Below are 20,511 nucleotides of genomic sequence, written 5' to 3'. Positions count from 1 at the left end.
TGTGAGCAGGCGGACGAGGTCGATCAGGTGAGTGATCTTGTTGCATCCCTGCATGCGAAGAGCCCGTGTTGGATCGGCTTGTCATCTGAGCACCCCTGGCCGTCGGAAGCGCTTATGTGCGCGGGGGAAGCGGCTCGCATTCGTCGGTCCAGACGTCGGCGCCGGGGGTGAACTTGCCGGAGTTGGACCCGTTGCCGGGCAAACGGTTTCCGTCGGGGTCGAGCAGGGGCCACGGTCGCCCGGAGCGGGGGCCGTCGTAGTTGACGAGGTGGTCTTCGCCGCGCACGATGTGGTCGCGTGGGGTGCGCTCGCCCGGCGCGGGTCCGTGCAGTTCGTCCCATGGGCCGGGGATGCGGTCGTCGTGGCCGCGATAGGGAGAGTTGGCACCGCTGCCGTCCCCAGGGTGCGACACGATGTGGCCGCCTCTCCTCGGCGCGTCGGCGAAGGGCAGCGAACACCCGTGCTCGTGCTGGCTGTAGCCGACCTGCACGGGCCGCCCGTTGACCAGGCGGACGGCTATGGCCTCACTGTCATCGGCGTGTTTGAAGGCCGGATCGATATCCCTGAACTGATTGTATCGCCGGTAAAACCAGTACTCGATTACTCTCTCGTCGCCGAAATCCCGTACTCGATAGAAGATTGGAGCTCCGGCGCCTTCACCTCGAAGGTACCGCTGGAACTCTTCCCAGGAATCCACATTTCTCAGGTCGACGGCGTTGCGGCGGGGATCGGTGGGCAGCCAGCTCTCGCCCGGCCCGAACATCCACATTGGAGCGAACAGGCGGACGTCAGCGGGCACGCGTGGGTCACCCAGGGCCGCCCGGCCGCCCGCCGGTGCGGCATCGGCGGCCGCGAGCACGGCGTGGGCGGTGCGCTGATCCTGCTGCCGGACGCGGTCGCACAGGGCACGCGCCTTGGGAGCGTAACGCGCACGCAGCTCGGCCAAGTGAGCCGCTGCCTTGTCGTAGGCCGCCTGAGCCACGTCGAGCGGTGACGGGCCCGGAAACGGTGCCAGCGAATCCCCCAGCAGGCTGTGCCTGGCACGCGCCGTGTGCAGCTCCGACTCTACGGACTCGACTTTGGCTTGCGCCGCTTCGATTTCGTCCGCCCAGTCGCGGATGCGCCGCTGCGCCTCCTGCACGGTCTCGGCCAGGTCGGTGAGCGCACGCGACACCCTGGCCAACGCACCCGCGGCCGGGCCGAGGTCGCGTGTCATCGCCCGTGCCGCGACGGCGAACAGCGCGTAGCGCGGGCCTTCCCACCCCGGCACGCGCGTCGCACGCTCCACACTGGACGATGCGCTCGCCACCTGCGCCGCCAAGCGGCTTGCCCGCCCGGCAGCGGAGGTCAGCCCGCCCGGGTTGCCCTCCGGATAGTCAAGTCCCGCAAGCGTTCCCATGTCATCATCACCACCATATGCAGCCGAGCAGTTCGGAGCCGACGGCCCCGCCGGGTGCGTTCGCGTTGTCGGTGTGGACGAGCCTGTACGAGCGCCGGCTGGCGTCTCCGTGCCACGTGCGCCAAACCCACCGCTGCCCTGCCGCGCTGGTGCACGCCGCGAAGACGGTGAAGGCCTTCTGCTCGGTGAAGTCCGGGTCCACGTATCCCGTCCCGGGCGGGACGATGCGGGAATAGAACACGCTATGGCCGTATCCGCGGCACGCTCCGGGCTGGCCCGTCGGGCAGCGGTACTGGTACACCGTCAGCCCGCCTGAGTTGAACGTCGCGTTGGCCGGGTAGCCGAAGCCGATCCGGTGCTCGCCGGAGCCGGCCTGCATCCGCCAGCCGCCGCCGTAGGGCACGATCCACCAGTCCGTGAGCGGCCAAGGGTTGTAGTAAACGGCAATTGCGGTGCCGAATGGATAGCGCCCGGCCGGTCTGCTCTGGGCCTCAACGACATTTTGCGTCCGGTATGGCTGAGTGGCCTGCTGGCATTGGAAGCCGCGCGCGTTCATGTCCGCACACGCGGCCGCCGGGTTGGTGCCGACGTAGTTGGGCAGATCCTGATTGCCGCTGTAGTACGTCAGCGTGATCGCGGTGCCCACGGCCAACTCCGTGCCGGGGGCGTGGGACTGCTCATACACCTCGCCGACGGCGTGGCCGGTGCCCCAGGCCGTGACCCCCTCCTGCCGTCGGCAGACGAATCCCAGGCGCTGCACCTCGGCGCACGCGGCGTCGATGTGCTGACCGATCACCGATGGCACCGTGCTGGTGCCGCGATAGTAGCGAATGCTGATCGTCGTCCCGATCTTCGCGACCGAGCCGGCGGCCGGGCTCTGCTCATACACCTGGCCTGGCTGCTTGCCGCGAGCCGGTGGGTCACCCTGGATCGCGGTGCATCGCATGCGGTAGACCCGGGTGATCTGTTCGCAGGCTGCGCCGCTCGCCTGGTCCGCCAGGTTGGGCAGGGCGATCGAGTCGGGATAGGTGTAGCTGACGGCCTTGCCCGTGGCGATCTGGTCCTGCGGGTCGGGCGACTGGTCGGACACCATGCCCAGCAGGCTCGGCGACAGAGCCGGGCTCGGGTCGATCGTCGGCGCGCAGGTCAGCTTGGCGGCCTTGATCTGGCGGCATGCCTCCTCGTGCCAGAGCCCGCGCACCGAAGGGGTCTTGAGCGGGCCGGCGTAGCGCACGATCACCCGGCTGCCCTCCGGCACCTGTGTGCCAGCCGGTGGGTCGGTGCCCAACACATCGCCGGTGCGCAGCCCGGCCTGGTCACCACCCGCGACGGCGCGGCAGATCAGCTTGAGCTTCTTGATTTCTTCACATGCCTGGCGGTACGGCGTCCGCGCCGCAAATCCCGGGACGATGACCATGGGACCGGTCGTCGTGCCGGGCGGCCCCTCGGGCGGGGCGTCGCCCGACTGGCCGGGCTGCCCCGTGCCCACTCCCGCACCGGGCGGCCCTGTCTGGCCCGTGACGTCGCCGAGCTCCGGCCGCGGGCCCTTGTCGGCGGTGTGGTGCTGCCCGTTGGCGTCGATCACGAGCACACGCCGATCGTATTGGCTGTGCGCCCACACGTGTCCACTCTCGACAGTCACCGTGATCGGGCCGGGCACGCCCGGCACCTCCAAAGGCTTTTCATCAACAGCGCCCTTCGGCACGTTGATCCGCCACAGGCTGGGCCCGGAACGGTCCGGCACATAGACCCGCTCGCCCAGCATCACCGGGGCGTCGAGCTGCGTCCGCCCGGCGGTGAACTTCAGCTGCACGGTGGTGTGGTGCCCGGTGCGCGGGTCGAGCACACCGACCCGACCCGTGCCGCGATCGACCGCGACCACATAGCGCCCGGCGCCCCGCCACGACGCGAGCACCAGCGACTGCCCGCTCAGCCCCACATTGCCCAGCAGTTTGGGCTTTGCCCCGTCGACCGCATAGGTTGCGCCGTCTTCGGCCACGACGACCGGATGCCCGTCGGCGACCGTGATCCCGGCGGGCGTCACGCCGAGCCGGATCGTGCGCACCACCTTGCCGTCGGCCACCTCGACCACCTCGGCCTTGGGCGTCATCACCCACAGCGAGTCGCCGCCGGGCACCACGGCCTTGATCCCGTCGGGGATCGTGACCGGGGCGGGAGCCGGCTGCGCGGGCGGCGCGATCTGCTCCACCACCTTGCGTGCGGAGTCGACCAGGTAGCCGTCTGTCTTGGTGGGCACCGGTTCGAGCTTGCCCGCCGACTCCGGCTGGCTCGCGGGTGGGCTGGTCGGCGTGAGCGTCGCACTGTCGAAGTACGACAGCGTGCCCGTGGTCTGGTTGACGACCGCGAGCCGCCCGTCGGGCAGGCGCACCGTCTGCAGCTCCTCCTTGCCGGTGGCCAGCTGCTGGGCGATCTCGGCGTCGGACCGGCCGGTCTCGCCGCACACATGCGCGACGGTGTGACCCTTGCCGAGGAACGCGCATCCGTCACCCAAAAGTGGTCGCGATGCCGTGTATCCGACACCGGCGGCGATCGCGAACGCGCCCATGAGCGCCGCGCAGGTCAGCATCGCGGTGCCGGCCCGCGACGCGGGACGGGCGAACACACGCGCCAGACGCAGCCGTAGAGACCTCACGATGGCTCAGGCTACAAAGCATGTGCCGGTTTCGAAATAGGGAACGGTCCCTAATGCCCGCAACCCTTGATCCATCTACTGTTTGCTCGTGCCGTCCGCACCCCATGCCGCTGTCACCCCGGTGCGGTACCGTGTCGGCGAGTCCGACGCCCCGACCGTGACGAGGTGTTCTCCGGTTATGTCGTTGCCTGGAGTGGATGGCTTACGCCTGCTGGGATCGCCTGCGGGCCGGCCGATCGCGACCGTGCCGGCCGTGCGCGAGGCCGACGGCGCGCAGCTGCGGGTCGTGCTGGTGATGGCCGAGCTGGATGCCGCGACCATGCGCCGGGTGCGGGCCGAGTGCGCGGAGCTGGAGGCCATCCTGACCCGGGTCGCCCCTTCTGTCGTGCTGCCACTGCTCGATCACGGCGTCGACGACCTGAGCCGGCCCTATCTGCTCGTCGCCCGGCCGGGCCCCGACCTGGGTGAGGTGCTCGCGGTCGAGGGGCCGCAGCCCGTGGCCATGGTGGTGGCCGCGGCCAAGGCGGCCGCGGACGGGCTGGAAGCCTTGGCGGCCAACGGCATCGTGGGGTCGCCGCCCCCGCTTTTCGCCAACGGGACAAGGCTCATCACGATGGGCGCGCCGCTGCCGCCCGTGCTGGCCGAGCTGGAGGCTGCTCGCGGCGACGGCACCGGGCACGAGCCACCGGAGGTCCTCGGCGGCGCCGATTGGACGCCCGCCGGGCAGGTCTACGCGTGCGCCTCGCTGCTGTGGACCCTCCTATCCGGACGAGAGCCCTACAGCACGGCGCTGGCGCGGCTCGTGTCGCGAGACCCACCCGTGATGTCCCGGGCCGATGTGCCGCAGGAGGCCGTGGCGGTCCTGCAAAAAGCCCTCTCCGCGGTACCGTCGTCGCGCCACGACAGCCCGGCCGAGTTCGCGATGGCGTTGCGCGACGCGGTTGCCCGCCCGCTGGGCAGTCTCTACCTGCTCGACCACGAGATCGGCAGCGGCGCCTGCGGGCAGGTGTGGGCGGGGCGCAGGCGCTCCGGCGGCGAGCCGATCGCGGTGAAGCTGCTGCGCGCCGACCTGGTGGAGGACGGCACGCAGCTCGGCCGGTTCGTGCGCGAATACCATGTGCTGCACCGGTTGCGCCACCCGCACCTGGTGCGGGTGGACGAGTTCTTCACCGAGGGCGGCGTCTACGCCATCGTGATGGATCTCGTGCGCGGCGGAAACCTGCGACAGTTCGCCGGTCAGGGCCGGATGTCGGTGGCCGAGGCGGCGTCGCTGCTCGCGCAGACCGCGGACGGTTTGGCCGCCGTGCACGAGGCGGGGCTGGTGCACCGCGATGTCAAGCCCGAAAACGTGCTGGTCGCGCAGCGCGGCGGGCGCCCGGTGGCGCTGCTGTCCGACTTCGGGATCGCCCGCCCGGTCAACGGTTCGGAGCACACACAGGTGCTCGGCACACCGTCCTATTTGGCGCCCGAGCTCGCCGCCAGCCGTGCGCCGAGCCACGCGTCCGACGTCTACGCGTTGGGTGTCATGGCCTATGAGCTGCTCGCCGGGCACAAACCCTTTTACGGCAACGACACCGACGCGCTGCTGTTGGCCCACATCGATCAGCTTCCGGCGCGCCCCGGCGGGCTGCCCGATGACGTGTGGCACCTGATCGCCGCCTGCCTGGACAAGGAGCCGCTGCACCGGCCCGCCGCCGCACAGGTGGCCGCCAGATGGGCCAGCCTGGCCGTGTTCGATGGCCGCGTCTCGTCTCGCCTCGGCCCCCCGCTCTCCGCGGTTCCAAGCGGGTCCGCGTGGCCTCCTCTAGCGAGCCGCCTGGCCGAGTCGGATCCGCTGCGCTACATCGCTTCCCGGGTTTTCACGCAGCCGCCCGCCGAGAGCACGACCCCCCGGCTCGAAGGCGAGTCTGTCACCATTCTCTCGGCCCGCCCGGCGGTGCCACGGCCCGAGCCGCCCGTGCCCCCGCGCCGGTGGCGCCGCCTCATCGTGGCCGCGATCGCCGTCGTGCTCGCCGGCACGGCCACCGGGGTCTACCTGGCGCTTCGGGCCAGGCCGCCCGCTTCGGTTACGGTGCAACACTTCCAATACCCCGTCGCGTCCACAGTGACCGTCGAGGGCACGGTCGCCACCGTGAGCTGGCGCGACGAGGCCGGCAAGCTGCCCGGCTTCCAGGGCTATCTGGTCTACGACATCATCGGCAGCGGCACCCGCCAGCTGACCATGACGATGCTCGGCGCCGACGTCACCTCGTTTCAGGTGGACGGGCTGCGCGCCGGGCGGGGGGCGTGCTTCTACGTGATCGCGGTCGGTGTCACGGTGCCGCCGCCGGAAAAGGCGCCGCCGATCCCCTGTGTCACCCCACCGACCGCGAAACCGACCAATACGTAAGGAATAACGACACATGACGACCCTCAACATCGACGGCATCGCGCAAGCGCAGTCGGTCGCCGACGCGGTGACGGCCAACGTCGAGCTGACCCTGCGGGGCAAGACCGAGGCGATCCGGCTCGCGCTCGCCTGCCTGCTGGCGCGGGGCCATCTGCTCATCGAGGACGTTCCGGGTACCGGAAAGACTTCTTTGGCCAAGGCACTGGCCGCAAGCATCGGTGGCAGCTCGCACCGGATCCAGTTCACACCGGATCTGTTGCCGACCGACATCACGGGCGTGTCGGTGTGGGATCCCAATATGCGCGGTTTCGAGTTCCGTCCGGGGCCGGTGTTCGCCAACATCGTGGTCGCCGACGAGATCAACCGGGCGTCGCCGAAGACCCAGTCCGCGCTGCTGGAGGTGATGGAGGAGGACCAGGTCACCATCGACGGCACGCCGCATCCGGTGCCCACGCCGTTCCTGGTGATCGCCACACAGAACCCGATCGACCTGGAGGGCACCTACCGCCTGCCCGAGGCGCAGCTCGACCGGTTCCTCATGCGGATCACCGTGGGGCATCCGGGACGAGCGGTCGAGGAGGAGATCCTGCTCGGCCGATCCCGTTCCGCGGTGCCGGTTTTGAGCCCGGTGACGTCGCCGGAGCAGATCGCCTACCTGCAACGCCTGGTCGCCACGATCCACACCGCGCCGGAAATCGCTTCATACATCGCCGCCATCGCCGAGGCCACCCGCGAGCATGAGGCGCTGCGGCTCGGAGCCAGCACACGTGGCTGCCTGGCCCTGCTGCGGGCCGCGCAAGCCCTTGCGGCATGTTCTGGAAGACACTACGTGACGCCCGATGACGTCAAGCAGACGGCGGGGGCGGTGCTCACTCATCGGCTGGTGCTTGCGGCCCGGGCGGAGGTGCGTGGCGTGACAGCGGCCGCGGTGCTTGCCGAGGTGCTCGACGGCATCAGAATCCCCGTGCTGGCAACGCAGTGATGCGCGGCCGCTTCTCCATCACGAGCTCCGGAGCCGCGCTCGCCTCCGGTGGTGTCGTCTGCTACGCCGGCGGCGTGCTGCTGGGCTATCCGACGCTGGTGCACCTCGCGGTCGGAGCCCTGGCGATCCTCGTGGCCGGTGCGCTCACGATGGCCGTCCGCCCGATGGTCACGCTCTCTCGGCGGGTCACCCCGGATCGCGTGACAGTGGGCGAGCAGGCGCTTGGCCAGCTGTTGGTGCGCAACGTCTCCCGGTGGCCCGCGCCCGGGTTCGCCGCGGTCGACGTGGTCGGTGGGGAGCCCGTCACGCTGCAGATCGGCGTGCTGGTGGGCTTCGGCCAGCGCGCCGTGCGCTATCCGATCCCGGCCCAGCGGCGCGGGCGGCTGCTCCTCGGGCCGCTGACCGTCGAGCGATCCGACCCGCTGCGGCTGTTCGTGTGGCGGCAGCGCCAGACCGCCGACGGCGTGCTGTGGGTGCATCCGCGGGTGCATCCGTTGCGGCCCTTGCCCGTCGGTGTGGTGCTCGACTACGAGGGGCGCACGACGCAGCACGCCAGGCCCGGCACGGTGACGTTCTCGTCGCTGCGGGAATATGTCCCCGGCGACGATCCGCGCCAGATCCATTGGCGTTCAACGGCTCGCACGGGCACGCTGATCGTGCGGGAGCACGTGGACACCACCGAGCCGACGACCACCGTGGTGCTCGACACGCGGACCCGCGCGCTCGACGCGGAATCGTTTGAGCATGCCGTCGAGTTCGCCGCGTCGTTGGTGCGGGCGGTGGAGGAGACGGGACGTCCGGTCGCCCTGCACGTCGTGGGGGAGCACGCGGGCGACGCGCTGGCGGCGGGCGCGACGGGTTCGCTGGACCGGCTCGCCATGGCCGAGCGGTTGTCGGGAATGGACTCCGTGCTGCTGATCGAGACCGTTGACCGGATCCCGCCGGGCGGGGCGCTGGCGGTGGTCACCGGTTCGATCCCGCCCGGGGAGCTGGCCAAGCTTGCGGCGCAACGCAATCGATACAGCCCGGTGGTGGTGGCGATGGTCGATCCGCAATCCGATGCGGGGGTGCAGCGCCGGCCCGGCATGGCGCTGCTGACCGCGAGCACGGCCGCCGAGGCCGCCACGGCGTGGCACCGCATGGTAAACGGAGACGCGGGATGAGCGCGGCGCGGGTGACGCTTGCCGCGATCGCGGGCGGGTTTGCCGGGCTGGGGTTCGGGCCGGTGTTCGGTGGGTTTCCCGGCCCGTTTCTGCTGGGGCTTGCGGTGGTGACCACCGTGGCGGGGGGTGTGGCGCTGATCCCGCGCCTGTCCCCGATCGTGGCGGGGGTGGGTGGCATGCTGGCGGTGGTGTTGGCTGCCATGGCGACGACGGGGTCGCTTGGCGACCTGCACCATGGGCCCAGGCAGTTGCTCACGGGCAGCCTGCCGACTGAGGCGGCCGGTGCCGTGCTGGGCACGGTTGTGGTGCTGGTCGGGTGGTCGGTGCTGGCCGCGGGACTGCTCGCGAGCTATGCCTCGCATCCGTCGGCGCCGTTGGCGCCGGTGCTGGTGTGCCTGCTGGTCGCGCTCGGCTTCGGCGCCACGAGCCGGCCACTGCCCGCCTGGTTCGCGTTGGTGCTGCTGGCCTTGGTGGTGGGTTTGCTGTTGGCCGGTCGGCCCACCGCGCCGTCGCCCGCCATCGCTGGAGTGGCCACACTGATCGCCGTGGTCGCGGTTGCCGCGGCCGCGTTCGCTGGGCCGATAGCCCCTGGAGTCGGCGCCCGGCCCGCGGCCGACATCCGCAACCTTGTCGCCGCGCCCGTGACCCCGCGCAGCGGGGTGAGCCCGCTGCAGCAGTTTCTGGCTCTTCGCAACGGGATCCGCCCGATCAAGCTGACGGGCACGGTGTCGCGGCCCGGAAGCCTGTTGCGCATGGTCACCCTGACCCGGTTCGACGGTCTTTTTTGGACGGTCGACGCGGACTATCGCCGGGCGAGCACGATCCTTGCCCAGCCGCAGGTCACGGCGACTGCGGTGACGGTCACCCAGCAGGTCACCGTCGAGGCGGGCGAGCTCGACTGGATTCCCACGGCCGGGCGGGCCACAGCCATATCGGTGCCGGGGCTGGGCGTCGACGAGGCCACCGGAGATCTGGCCGTCCCCGTCGACAGCATGCCACCATCGGCCTACACGGCGACGTCGGCGGTCAACGAGGCCGAGTTCAACGAGGTGATCGCGGCGGATCCGGTCGCCGCGCCGAAGCCCGCCCTGGCCCTGCCGCCCCAGCTGGCAAGCTTCCTCGACACCACGGTGAGCGGCCAACCGTCCGGATCGGACGAGCTGCTCGCGCTGTATCGCCGGTTCACGGGCAGCGAGTTCAAACACGACCAGTCGGCCGAGGCTCCCGGCGGCCACGGTTACTTCCACATCCAACGGCTGCTGTCGACCGGGCGGGGGACCAGTGAGCAATACGCGAGCGCCTATGCGGTCTTCGCCCGGCATCTGGGTTACCAAGCCCGGGTGGTGATGGGGTTCCGGCCGCGCTACGACGGCGAATCGTTCGTGGCCGGTGCTCCCGATGTCGATGCGTGGGCCGAGGTGAACTTCGCCGGCATCGGGTGGATCGGGATCGATCCGAGCCCGCGGAGCAATCCCGAGGGCAGGCGGCCGGATGCGCCGCCCCCGCCCGCGCAGTCGTCCATAGTGGACGATCCGCTCAGGGCCGGGGCGCAGACACCGCCGCCCGGGTTGCCCGAGCCGCCCCGCGACGACGGTTCGCAGACCGACTCGGCGCGGGGCGGCGCGTGGTCCGGTGTGATTGCGGGAGCGGTGGGTGCGGTCGTGCTCGTGGTGGTGTTGGCTGCCGCGACTCCCGTCGCCAAGGCCGTGCAACGCGTGCGGCGGCGACGGCGGGCCTCCGACCGGCTCGCGATCCTCGGCGCCTGGCACGATGTGCTAGACCGATTGCGGGAAGCCGGGATCCGGATCGATGGCACGCACACCACGGGAGACGTGCTCCGTCTGGCGGGCCGGGCAAGCGCTGGGATCGTCCAACCGGCACTGCTCCCGGCGTTGGCCGTGGCGGCCGATCGCGCCGCCTATGCCCCCGACGGGCCCGCTCCTGCGCTGCGCGCCCAAGCCTGGATCATCGCCGCCGATGTGCGTGGACAATTGCGCACCGGCATGACACCCGCACGCCGAGTCCGAGCCCTGCTCGACCCGCGCCCGCTGCTCGGCCGGGCACGGTAGGGCTTCTCCGAGATCTCGTGCGGTTGTGCACGCTATGGCATGCACAACCGCACAGAGATCTGTGCGGGCACGGTAGGGCTTCCCATTGCCCGGCCGGGCGTCGCGTTCATACGTTTGGCGCATGGGAGTGCGTGCCGGATTGGCTTATCCAGAGGGCAATCCCGCGGCGCTGACCCAGGCGGCCCAACGCCTGTCGGGTTTGGCCGCCAGGGTGGCGGGTGCGGCGACAAGCATCGGCCGCAGCGCGGCGGTGTCCGGTTGGGAGGGTCCGCGATACGAGGTCTTCGTGTCCGCCGGCCGTGACGTGGCGGCAAGCCTCGACCCGGGCGCGGCCGCGCTCAACCGGGCATCGAGCAACCTGGCCCAGCTCGGGACGCGGGTCGAAGACGCGCAGCGGCGCATCCGCGCCTGGGCCGAAGAGATCGAAGCGGCGGAGAGAAGCCTGCAGACGGCACAATCTGAGCTGATCGCCGCGCGGCTCGCGGCCGGGCTCACCGGCAGGCCCACGCATCTGGAGGGCGCGTTTGAGCGAGCCTCCCACGAACTCGACGAGCTGCGTGCCCGTTACATCCCGAAAGCGCGGCAGCTGTGCGGCGAACTGCGGCAAGACGATGAGCGGGCGGCGAACGCGCTGCGGGCCGCCGCCGCGATGGCACCCAAGGCGGCCTCCCGCGCGCCCGGCCCACTGTCCTTTCTCGACTTGAAGACCGCCGCGTCCGCCGGGTTCGACGATCGCGACGGCGCGATCGGGGCCCACGCCTCGGCCTCCATCGAGGCCATCCTCGCGCGGCTGCACGAGCGGTTCGGTGACGGGACAACCACATACGGGCTCGACGCGTCCGTGGGCGCGAGCGCGTCGGCGTCGGCGAACGCCGAGCTAGGCCCCAACGGTCTGCACCTGGGAGGCGGAGCGGACGTCCAGGCCGGGGCCAAGGGCAGCGTGAGCGCGACCGTCGGCGACGAGGACACGTTCGCGATCACGCCCTCGCTCGACGGCCGGGCCGGTCCGGGGGCCGGGGCCCACGCGAACGTCGACGTGGACGAGGACGGCCTGCACGCCGACATCGGGGCCGGCTTGAGCCCGCTGATCGGCGGCGGCGTTCATCTTGAGGTGCACGTGAACCCGGCCGGGATCCTCGACACCATCCAGGACGCGCCCCGCACCATCGAAACCATCAAAGACCTCATCGATTAGGAGTACACGTGCTTATCGCCAACGATCCCGCCCAGACCCGCTCGGCCGGATCCGCGTTGACCACGGCAGGCAGCGAGCTGCTGTGCGCGGCCGGCGCCGCCCAGCTCGGCTCGGGCGCCGGCGGAGACGCCACACCGCGCACCGACGCGGCGCTCGGCATGCTCAGCTCCGATTGGGGGTCGGGCCTGCGCACGCTGAGCGCACAGATCGAGAGCCTCGGCCGGTACGCGGACCTGGTCGCCACCGCCTTCGAACGGGCCGGCGACTGAAGACCCGCCTCTCCCATGCGGTACCGCATGGGAGACGGCGGTCCTCTCGCGCAATACGGCCGCTTCGGTATTCCATCAGCGTCACATTGGCGCGGCGGCGGCGGGTGCCGGCGAGCGAGACCTGATGGGATGGAACTCGTAAGCCGGCTGGAGCTCGGCTGCTGCGGGACAACGACGGCCGGATTGACCATGAAGTCATCGTCATGCCGTCGAACATGGACTTGAGTTCATGATCAATGGGGGTGAGTGGGCGGGGGCTGCGCTGGTTCAGGTAGACTCGGGAGCGCGGCCCGCACTGTTCTGCCTCGGGCCGGTTTCATGTCGACTACCACGCGCCGCGATCACCTCATCGCGCCGGGCAGGACGGCCCTTCCACGTTCGGAGTTTTCCTATGGCGGTACGCCGCCCTCGTACGACCACATCCACACCCATAACCACAGCGATAGCCACAGCCATTGCTCCCGGTGTCACCTTCACCGACTTCGATCTGCCGAAGGCCCTGATCACGGCGCTTTCCAAGATCGGTATCACCGATCCCTTCCCGATTCAGGCGGCAACGCTGCCCGACGCGCTTGCCGGGCGCGACGTGCTCGGCCGGGGCAGCACGGGCTCCGGCAAGACCTACGCCTTCGCACTGCCGCTGCTGGCCCGGCTTGCCGCCGGCGCATCCCCGCGCCTGCCCGGCCGCCCGAGAGCGTTGATTCTGGTACCGACCCGCGAGCTCGCCATGCAGATCGAGTCCGGGATGGCCCCGCTGGCCAAGGCCCTCTCGCTGCGCACGCTGACCATCTTCGGCGGGGTGAGCGCCGGCCCGCAGATAGCGGGCCTCCGCGCAGGCGTCGACGTCCTCATCGCGTGCCCCGGACGCTTGGAGGACCACATCGCGACCGGCCGGGCTCGCCTCGACGGCGTGGAGATCACCGTCCTCGATGAGGCGGATCACATGGCCGACCTGGGCTTCCTGCCCGCCGTGCGGCGGTTGCTGGAGCTGACCCCGCGATCCGGGCAGCGCATGCTGTTCTCCGCGACCCTCGACGCGGCCGTCGATGTGCTGGTGCGCCGCTTCCTCAAGAACCCGGTCACGCACAGCGTCGACTCATCCCTGTCCCCGGTGACCTCGATGGTGCACCACATGCTTCACGTCAGCCAGACCGACCGGCTGCCCGTGCTCGTCGACCTCGCCACCGGCTCCAGCCGGACACTGGTCTTCACGCGGACCAAACATGGGGCGAAATCGTTGACCCGGCGTCTGGTCGCGGCGGGCGTGCCCGCGGTAGAACTGCACGGCAACCTCGCGCAAAACGCGCGTACCCGCAATCTGGACGCCTTCACCAGCGGCACGGCCACCGCCCTGGTGGCGACGGACATCGCGGCCCGCGGCATCCACGTCGACGGGATCTCGCTGGTCATCCACGCCGATCCACCCGTGGAACACAAGGCATATCTGCACCGTTCGGGCCGGACCGCGCGGGCCGGCGCCCACGGGACGGTCGTGACCCTCGTGCCCGACGATCGGATCGCGGAGATCAGCGAGCTGGCCCGGCGGGCCGGCATCAAGCCGATCACCACTCGCCTGCGAGCCGGTGACCCGCTGCTGGCCGAAATCGCCCCGGGGAGCGCCAGGCCGGTGGGCACCGTTCAGCGTTTGCCTGGAACAGGCTCCACCGCGGGGAACGAGCCGCGCTCAGCCGACACCCCGACCGGCGCGGCGGCGTTTTCCGCTCGATCGCGCGCCGGAAGGCGGCGCGGCCGACGATGATCGATACTCAGCAAAGCACCGAGGGTAGGGCTGGCACCACCACGCTCCGGGTGGTCAGCGGGATTCCTTCAGCGGGCCGATTTCGCGACCCTCGATCGATGATGGAAACGATCGCCGCCGAGGGTCCTCCCGTGGGGCGGGGCAGTGACTTCGCCCGATTGTCCGAACGGGTCAGGGCCGCGGGGCTGCTCGGTGGGCGGGCGCGTTATTACGCCTGTCGCATCGGGTTGGTCGCCGCGGCCTACGTGGGAGCCTGGGCTGTCTTCGTGTTGCTGGGCGATTCCTGGTACCAGATGATTGTCGCCTTTGCTCTTGCGGTGGTCTTTGCCCAGGTGGCGTTGGTTGCCCACGACCTTGCCCACCGGCAGGTGTTCAAGAGCCGCCGCCGGGCCGAGATCGCGGGTCTGATCGCGGGCAACCTCGGCATCGGCATGAGCTACGGCTGGTGGATGGACAAGCACACGCGCCACCATGCCAACCCGAATCATCCGGACGACGACCCGGACGTTGCGCCGGACATCCTGGTGTGGTCCACCGAGCAGGCGCGGGCAAGCCGGGGGATTCCGCGGTTCATGGGGCGGATCCAGGCATATCTGTTCTTCCCGCTGCTCCTATTGGAGGGCATCAATCTACACGTGGCCAGCGTGCGTGCGCTTCGCCGCCGGCGCATAAGGCATCGCGGGACCGAGCTGGTCCTTCTCGCCACCCATTTGCTGGCCTATTCGGCGCTCGTATTCGGCACCCTGCCGATTGGCAAGGCACTGCTATTCGTGGCGATTCATCAAGGGGTTTTCGGACTCTATCTGGGATGCACCTTCGCGCCGAACCACAAGGGCATGCCGATGCCCGGCGAAAACCTCGATTTCCTGCGCAAGCAGGTGTTGACCTCTCGCGACGTGACCGGTGGCCGGATCGTGGATGTCGTGCTCGGCGGCCTCAACCATCAAATCGAGCATCATTTGTTCCCCAGCATGGCCGCACCCAATCTGCGCCGGGCCAAGCCGATCGTGCGCGACTTCTGCGCCGAAATCGGCGTGCCCTATCGGGAGGCCGGGCTCGTCTCCTCGTACAAGATGGCGTTGAAGCACCTGCATCGGGTCGGAGCACCATTACGCAAGGGCTGAGGGGCAAAGGCGCGAAAAGTATTCGCACTCGGGACGGTGCGCTCGGTCGGTATTCCGGTTACACTCGGTGGTGAATCCGGTTTCTCCCTAACGATCGATCTCGTCCAACGTGTCCCATGCGCTGGCTCGCCTGCACCGGGGCCGACCCGACCGGAGATGAATATTTATCATGGCGACAAGCCCTGCGACGCAACGTTTCACCTACGCACACCACGCCGATGGTTCCGTGCTCATCAGCTGCGACGGCAACGCCGCGACACTCCTGCGCGGTGACTCGGCCGCCTCGTTCCTCGCCGAGGTCGCGGAGCAGGACCAGCAGGAGGTCGCCGCGCGTTGGTCGAGCAAATATCGCCCCGGGGTCATCTTTGTCGCCAGGGCCTATCCGCGTAAGCCGGTCCGCAAGCCGCCATCGGCGTAAGCACAGCGGCCTGTCCGCGTAAGCCGGTCCGCAAGCCGCCATCGGCGTAAGCACAGCGGCCTGTCCGCGCACGCTGGTCCGCAAACCGCCATCGGCGTGAGCCCAGTGCACCGTCCTTTTTGCACAGAGGCACGGGAAGTGTGGTCGTCAGGTCCCTGTCACCGGCGGCTCGTGAGATCGTACGCTCTTCACGATCGCCAAGGCTTCAGCTCGCCACAGTCGCTGCGCCGCGCGCGTCCGCACGGCCGCGCGATGACCGGTAAGACCCGCCTGACGACTCACTCCCAGACACTACACCCTCGCCGAGACCCGCGCCGGTACACTTTGGACAATGGTCTTGCGCGACCACGTCGCCGCGCTCACTGCCGGATGGCGTGCTCTAGCAGGCGGTCGGCGAGAAGGGTCAGCCCGTGCAGGATCTCGTCCCTGCTCAATCCGCGGGCGCTCCGCTGATATCGATAGAGTTCCGGACTCAGCGGCGCGAGCAGGATGTCGGTCAGCGCCTCCCGGTCAACGGACAGGCCCGCCTCGGTGAGCAATGCGGCGACGTGCACGCGCCAAAACCCATATGCGCCAGTGGCAAAGCGTCGTTTGCCGGTCTCGGCGGCGAGGGCCAGATGGCCGTGCCGGTCCAGCAGATCGAGCATGCCCGCGTAGAAGGCGGTGAGGCGCTGCGCCGGCGGCGCACCCGGGCCGGCGGGCGGAGGACCGGACATCAGCCTCTCCTGTAACTCCCGCTCGTGCTTGTCGAGCAGGGCGAGCGCGATCGCCTCTCGGCTGGGATAGCGGCGATACAGCGTGCCCTTGCCCACGCCCGCGGCAAGGGCGACGTCTTCCATGGTCACCGACTCCGCGTCGCGCCGGGCGAACAGATCCTCCGCCGCGGCAAGCACGCGCGCCCGGTTACGCGCGCTGGATCGACTGAGCCACGCGGCGCCGTGGCTGCCCAGGAGACCGCTCGCACCGGCACGGCTGCTGGGCGTCGGGGTGCTGCTCGCGGGGACCTTCTTGGTACAGCTGAATTGATAGGAAAAGAGCCGAGGCGCTGGGCGCCCCGGCTCGGGTCTCGTAAGGGGGATATGGGATATGGGGGTTGGTCAGCTGTTGAGCGCCCGAACCACCGCGGTGGCGTTGGCCTCGTGCTTGGCGTAGTGGTCGGGGTAGGCCGACACCTGCACCCGCTGCGCGGCCACGGTCACCGGCAGGTCCTGCCAGTTCGGGACCTCGGTCAGTGCCTGCAGGAACTGGTGCGCGGCGTACTCGGGCTTCATGAGCTCGGTCACCGGGCCCCAGCCGGTGCTGGAACGCTGCTGGAAGAGGCCGACCGAGTCGTGGTCGGATCCTTCACCCTCATGGGGGACCTGGTAGGACTCCGGCAGCTTCGTGCTGGCCAGGTTGTAGAGGTTGCTCTCCTGCATGGCGGTCGCGATGGCGATGATCTGGGCTCGTTCACCCAGCCCCATCGATTTGGCTGTATCGATGATCTTCTTGGCGTTGTTCATTTGTGTCTGGTTGAGGCCGGCCACCGGTGCGGTCTCGCTTGTCGCGGCGACGACCGACTGTGTGGTCGACGGGTTGGCTGCAGCCGGGGAGGCGCCAACGCCGATCACGGCGGTAAGTCCAGCGGCTGCGGTCGCTAGGGTTCCAATAATGCTTTTGGTAAGGGCTCCATTGCCAAACATTTGATCAATGGTAGGAGCCCGTTGACCGTTCAACTACTTCTATCATGGTGGTCCGCCTCACCCCTTTTATACCTTTTGTGGTACCAGCCACTCGCCCGCCGGTGCGGCGCCTCGGTATGGCTGGCCCTACCGCGATACGGCGGCTGGGCGTAGTGACGCGCGTCTAACCCGATGGTTGTGTGGGTTCATGGGACTCAAGTCGAAGGGTGTGCTCACCTTTCTGCTCATATCGTTCGGTCTGGCCTGGGTGGCCATCTTCGTCGCTTATTTCGTGCTCGGCATGTCGATGGCCGACCCGAGGACACAACTGACCGTGGCGCTGCCGATGGCGTTCTCTCCGGCTATCGCCGCCGTGGTCGTGCGCCGGTGGGTGACCAAGGAGGGCTTCGGCGACGCGGGATTCGCGCCGCGCGTGCGCACCGCAGGCTTCTACTACCTATTGGCGTGGACGGGTCCGATGCTCGTGTTCGGCGCGATCGTCGGACTGTCCACGCTCGCGCGACCGTATGACCCGGATCTCTCGTCGTTGTGGCAGCCGATCGTGTTGCTGCTCTTGGTGAGCCCCATCGTCTTGTTGCCTATGTATTGGGGCGAGGAGTTCGGCTGGCGTGGTCATCTCCAGCAGCGGGTGAGCCGCCATCCGGTCCGGGCGGCGCTCATCACCGGCATCATCTGGGCCGCATGGCACTATCCGCTCGCCTTCACCGATTATGTCCACTATGACAACCTATTGCTCGGGCTCCTCACGTGGACGCTGACGATCGTGCTCCAGGCAATCATCCTGGCCTGGCTGTTTTACCGCTCGCGAACCGTCTGGGTGCCCTGCCTCGCCCACGCCGGCAACAACATGATCATCGGGACGCTCTCCTCCACCGTGCTGATCGAGGCCGGTGGCCTCGACTCGGCCACCGTGGAGGCGCTGGGCCTGATCCCGCTCGCCGCGATCTGCGCCTGGATCCTGCTGACCAGACGGCTGTCGGCGCGCGAGCCCGTCATGGACAAGCCCATGGCCGGGTGACGGATTTCTGCTTGCCTTGGTGGCCGCGCGGGATCACAATCTCTGGCATTCCGGCACACCCTAGGGAAAACATGAATGATTGGCCGCTGCGCGCCCGCGAGAGTCTGCTCGATCGCGCCCTCGGGGTGACCGAGGGCGGGCGCAGCGTCGTCTTCCGTGGGGACGCGGGGGTCGGCAAGACCCGGCTTGCCCGGCACACCTCCCATCGGCTGAGCGCGGCCGGGTGCCGGGTGGTGTGGGCGAGCGCGACGCGTGCCGTCCGGGCCGTGCCCTTCGGCATCTTCGCCTCGCATCTGGACGGTCTCTCCGAGCAGGACCCGCATCCGTTGCGGCTGTTTCTGCGGATCGCGGATCGCTTGGCGGCCAAGGTTTCCGGGCAACCGCCGGTGGTCATCGCAGTGGACGACGCCCATCTGCTCGACGAGAGCTCGGCGGCGCTGTTGCATCAGCTCGCCTCGACGAACCGGTGCCAGCTGCTGTTGACCGTTCGCCGGGACGAGCCGGTGAGCGACGCGGTCAGCCGCCTGTGGCGGGACGGCTACGCCGACAGTGTCCAGGTTGGACCGTTCGATTTGGACGGTGTGCGCGAAGTGCTTGAGGGCGCGTTGGACGGGCAGGTCGACGCGCTCACCGCGGAGCGGCTGCGCTGGTGGACCGGCGGCAACGCGCTCTATCTGCGCGAGCTGGTGAGCGCCGGGATCGACGCCGGACGGCTGCGCCGGGTCGGTGCGGTGTGGCGGTGGATCGGTGGCCCGGTCGCCGCGCACGGCCTGCACGAGCTGGTGCGGGACAGGTTCGCGGGGTTGACGGCCGACGAGCTGGCCGCGGTGCGGCTGGTAGCGCTTGGCGAGCCGGTCGAGGCCGAGGTGATTTGCGAGTGTACCGAGTGGGCCGTCGTTGACGGGCTGTGCCGCCGCGGGCTGCTGGTCGAGCGCGAGGCCATGTTGCGCCTGCCGCACCCGCTGCACGCCGAGGTGCTGGTCGCGGAGATCTCGTCCGGCGCGGCGGCGGTGTTGCGGCGTCGGCTCCTGGCCGCGCTGCCGCACGATGGATCGCCCGCGGCACTGCTGCGCCGAGTGGTGTTGCGGTTGGACGCGGGCGATCAGCCCGACGACGATGAACTGCTCACCGCAGCCGACTACGCGTTGAACATGCTCGACGCCCCGCTCGCCGAGCGGCTGGCGTCGGCCGCGCGGGTGGGGTCGGTGCGGCGGTTGGTCACGCTCGCCCGCGCGCACACCCGGCAGGGCAGGCCCGAGCGGGCCGAGGAGCTGTTGGCCCGGTTCGACTCCGGCTCGGCGGCCGAGGACGAGCTCGTGACGCTCATCGGCGCCCGCGTGGACAACCTGGTGATGGAGCTCGGCCGGCCGGAAGAGGCGCTGCACCTGCTTGAGGGCGATGCGGCGCGCGCCATGAGTGCCGAGTTGAGCACGCGGAGGGTGCTCACGCTGGCATATCTGGGTCGTTATGGCGAGGCCCACCAGGAGCTGACGAAAATCGTCTCCGGCGCGGGCAGCCACGCCGACCTGCCGCCCGTCGCGGTGGCCGCCGGCGGCGTGATGCTGATCCACATTGGACGGCACGCGGACGCGCTGCGGCTGGCGCGGGCGATGTCGGCCCGCGTGCCGCACGACGATCCCGTCGACCGGCTGGCACTGCAGATCGTTGAGATCGGGGCGCATCTGTATTCGGGCGACCTCGATCGGGCGGAGCAGGTGGCAGAGTCGTTGCGGCAGTGGGGTTTGCGGCAGCGTTGGCCCGCGGCGACGGCATATGGCACGACGTTTCTCGGGCAGGTCTACGCCGCGCGGGGCCGCTATCGGCAGGCGGCCGCGCTGCTGCGCGACAGCGTCGGCGTGGCCAGCGAGCATGACCCGTTCGGGGGCACGCCGATGCACCTGTCGGTGCTGGGCATGTGTGAGGCGGCGTGCGGTGACCTCGCCACCGCGCGCGCCGCCATCGACGACGCGATCGCGGCGCGCGGGCAAAACCGGCTCAGCATCGAATTGGACCTGTTGTGCCAGGCGTTCGTGCTGGCGTGCGAGGGCCGGATGGTGCAGGCGCGCCAACACCTTCGCGCGATGTCTGAGCACTGCGCGGGCGGGAAGAGCCCCGACTTCGGCATCGCCGGGCTGCACCTGATGGCGCGCCTCGGCCAGCCCGTGGCCGCCCTCAAACGGTTGCCGGCCCGGCTCGGCGAGCTCGAATCGACGACATCGAAGACACACGTGCGCTACATCCAGGCGCTCGCCGGGCAGGATTCCGAGTCCATATTGGAGTTGAGCCACGATTACGAGCGGCACGGCATGTGGCACCTGGCGGCCGAGGCCGCAGGCGTCGCGGCCGACCGGATGGCGGGGCGCCGGCCGCAGCAGGCGGCGCGGGCGCGGG

15 protein-coding genes are annotated in these 20,511 nt (G+C 69.7%); 11 read left to right on the top strand and 4 right to left on the bottom strand.

Features of this window, described 5'->3' with window-relative positions; genetic code table 11:
• Positions 1-112: 112 nt before the first annotated feature.
• Both DM816_RS23375 and DM816_RS23370 read right to left on the bottom strand, forming a co-directional pair.
• Positions 113-1,399: a hypothetical protein gene (locus DM816_RS23375; protein WP_117212534.1), complete on the bottom strand. Its 1,287-nt coding sequence runs from the start codon at positions 1,397-1,399 to the stop codon at positions 113-115.
• A gap of 7 nt (positions 1,400-1,406) precedes the next feature.
• Positions 1,407-4,052: a PASTA domain-containing protein gene (locus DM816_RS23370; protein WP_162907747.1), complete on the bottom strand. Its 2,646-nt coding sequence runs from the start codon at positions 4,050-4,052 to the stop codon at positions 1,407-1,409.
• A 178-nt stretch (positions 4,053-4,230) separates the two neighbouring features.
• Here DM816_RS23370 and DM816_RS23365 point away from each other — a divergent pair, with 178 nt between their 5' ends.
• The 9 genes from DM816_RS23365 (at position 4,231) to DM816_RS23325 (ending at position 15,420) form a co-directional block, all read left to right on the top strand.
• Complete coding sequence (locus tag DM816_RS23365; protein WP_162907746.1) at positions 4,231-6,441, top strand: serine/threonine-protein kinase; 2,211 nt, start codon at positions 4,231-4,233, stop codon at positions 6,439-6,441.
• A gap of 13 nt (positions 6,442-6,454) precedes the next feature.
• Complete coding sequence (locus tag DM816_RS23360) at positions 6,455-7,423, top strand: AAA family ATPase (protein WP_117212528.1); 969 nt, start codon at positions 6,455-6,457, stop codon at positions 7,421-7,423.
• Positions 7,423-8,586, top strand: coding sequence for a DUF58 domain-containing protein (locus DM816_RS23355; RefSeq protein WP_117212526.1), 1,164 nt, complete (start codon positions 7,423-7,425; stop codon positions 8,584-8,586). The genes DM816_RS23360 and DM816_RS23355 overlap by 1 nt, the downstream gene beginning before the upstream one ends.
• Complete coding sequence (locus tag DM816_RS23350) at positions 8,583-10,655, top strand: transglutaminase TgpA family protein (protein ID WP_117212524.1); 2,073 nt, start codon at positions 8,583-8,585, stop codon at positions 10,653-10,655. Before DM816_RS23355 ends, DM816_RS23350 begins: the two co-directional genes overlap by 4 nt.
• A gap of 121 nt (positions 10,656-10,776) precedes the next feature.
• Positions 10,777-11,850, top strand: coding sequence for a WXG100 family type VII secretion target (locus DM816_RS23345; protein ID WP_117212523.1), 1,074 nt, complete (start codon positions 10,777-10,779; stop codon positions 11,848-11,850).
• An 8-nt stretch (positions 11,851-11,858) separates the two neighbouring features.
• The gene (locus DM816_RS23340) at positions 11,859-12,119 is read left to right on the top strand and encodes a hypothetical protein (protein WP_117212521.1); all 261 of its coding nucleotides are present in this window, start codon (positions 11,859-11,861) and stop codon (positions 12,117-12,119) included.
• Between the two features lie 391 nt (positions 12,120-12,510).
• A complete protein-coding gene (locus DM816_RS23335; protein ID WP_117212519.1) occupies positions 12,511-13,878 on the top strand; it encodes a DEAD/DEAH box helicase in 1,368 nt (455 codons plus the stop codon).
• 98 nt (positions 13,879-13,976) lie between these two features.
• Complete coding sequence (locus DM816_RS23330; RefSeq protein ID WP_211588819.1) at positions 13,977-15,002, top strand: fatty acid desaturase family protein; 1,026 nt, start codon at positions 13,977-13,979, stop codon at positions 15,000-15,002.
• A 169-nt stretch (positions 15,003-15,171) separates the two neighbouring features.
• Positions 15,172-15,420, top strand: a complete 249-nt coding sequence (locus DM816_RS23325; protein ID WP_117212515.1) for a hypothetical protein — start codon at positions 15,172-15,174, stop codon at positions 15,418-15,420.
• Between the two features lie 359 nt (positions 15,421-15,779).
• Here DM816_RS23325 and DM816_RS23320 read toward each other — a convergent pair whose 3' ends face one another.
• Both DM816_RS23320 and DM816_RS23315 read right to left on the bottom strand, forming a co-directional pair.
• Complete coding sequence (locus tag DM816_RS23320) at positions 15,780-16,313, bottom strand: TetR/AcrR family transcriptional regulator (protein ID WP_117212513.1); 534 nt, start codon at positions 16,311-16,313, stop codon at positions 15,780-15,782.
• A gap of 204 nt (positions 16,314-16,517) precedes the next feature.
• The gene (locus DM816_RS23315) at positions 16,518-17,030 is read right to left on the bottom strand and encodes a hypothetical protein (protein ID WP_211588818.1); all 513 of its coding nucleotides are present in this window, start codon (positions 17,028-17,030) and stop codon (positions 16,518-16,520) included.
• Between the two features lie 259 nt (positions 17,031-17,289).
• On the opposite strand from DM816_RS23315, the gene DM816_RS23310 reads away from it, so the two are divergent.
• Positions 17,290-18,120 (top strand): CPBP family intramembrane glutamic endopeptidase, encoded by an 831-nt coding sequence (locus tag DM816_RS23310; protein WP_211588817.1) that lies wholly within the window; start codon positions 17,290-17,292, stop codon positions 18,118-18,120.
• A 71-nt stretch (positions 18,121-18,191) separates the two neighbouring features.
• Positions 18,192-20,511: AAA family ATPase (locus DM816_RS23305; protein WP_162907745.1), on the top strand; the 2,320-nt coding region annotated here is incomplete at its 3' end.

Origin of the sequence: Allorhizocola rhizosphaerae, assembly GCF_003426775.1 — a bacterium.
GTDB classification, from domain to species: Bacteria; Actinomycetota; Actinomycetes; order Mycobacteriales; family Micromonosporaceae; genus Allorhizocola; species Allorhizocola rhizosphaerae.
This window is presented reverse-complemented; position numbering and strand designations above follow the sequence as displayed.

Excerpts from the sequence above, each read along its gene's own strand:
- DM816_RS23375 (WP_117212534.1), bottom strand. The coding sequence starts at position 1,399 with ATGGGAACGCTTGCGGGACTTGACTATCCGGAGGGCAACCCGGGCGGG.
- DM816_RS23365 (WP_162907746.1), top strand. The coding sequence starts at position 4,231 with ATGTCGTTGCCTGGAGTGGATGGCTTACGCCTGCTGGGATCGCCTGCG.
- DM816_RS23360 (WP_117212528.1), top strand. The coding sequence starts at position 6,455 with ATGACGACCCTCAACATCGACGGCATCGCGCAAGCGCAGTCGGTCGCC.
- DM816_RS23355 (WP_117212526.1), top strand. The coding sequence starts at position 7,423 with ATGCGCGGCCGCTTCTCCATCACGAGCTCCGGAGCCGCGCTCGCCTCC.
- DM816_RS23350 (WP_117212524.1), top strand. The coding sequence starts at position 8,583 with ATGAGCGCGGCGCGGGTGACGCTTGCCGCGATCGCGGGCGGGTTTGCC.
- DM816_RS23345 (WP_117212523.1), top strand. The coding sequence starts at position 10,777 with ATGGGAGTGCGTGCCGGATTGGCTTATCCAGAGGGCAATCCCGCGGCG.
- DM816_RS23335 (WP_117212519.1), top strand. The coding sequence starts at position 12,511 with ATGGCGGTACGCCGCCCTCGTACGACCACATCCACACCCATAACCACA.
- DM816_RS23330 (WP_211588819.1), top strand. The coding sequence starts at position 13,977 with ATGATGGAAACGATCGCCGCCGAGGGTCCTCCCGTGGGGCGGGGCAGT.
- DM816_RS23325 (WP_117212515.1), top strand. The coding sequence starts at position 15,172 with ATGGCGACAAGCCCTGCGACGCAACGTTTCACCTACGCACACCACGCC.
- DM816_RS23310 (WP_211588817.1), top strand. The coding sequence starts at position 17,290 with ATGGGACTCAAGTCGAAGGGTGTGCTCACCTTTCTGCTCATATCGTTC.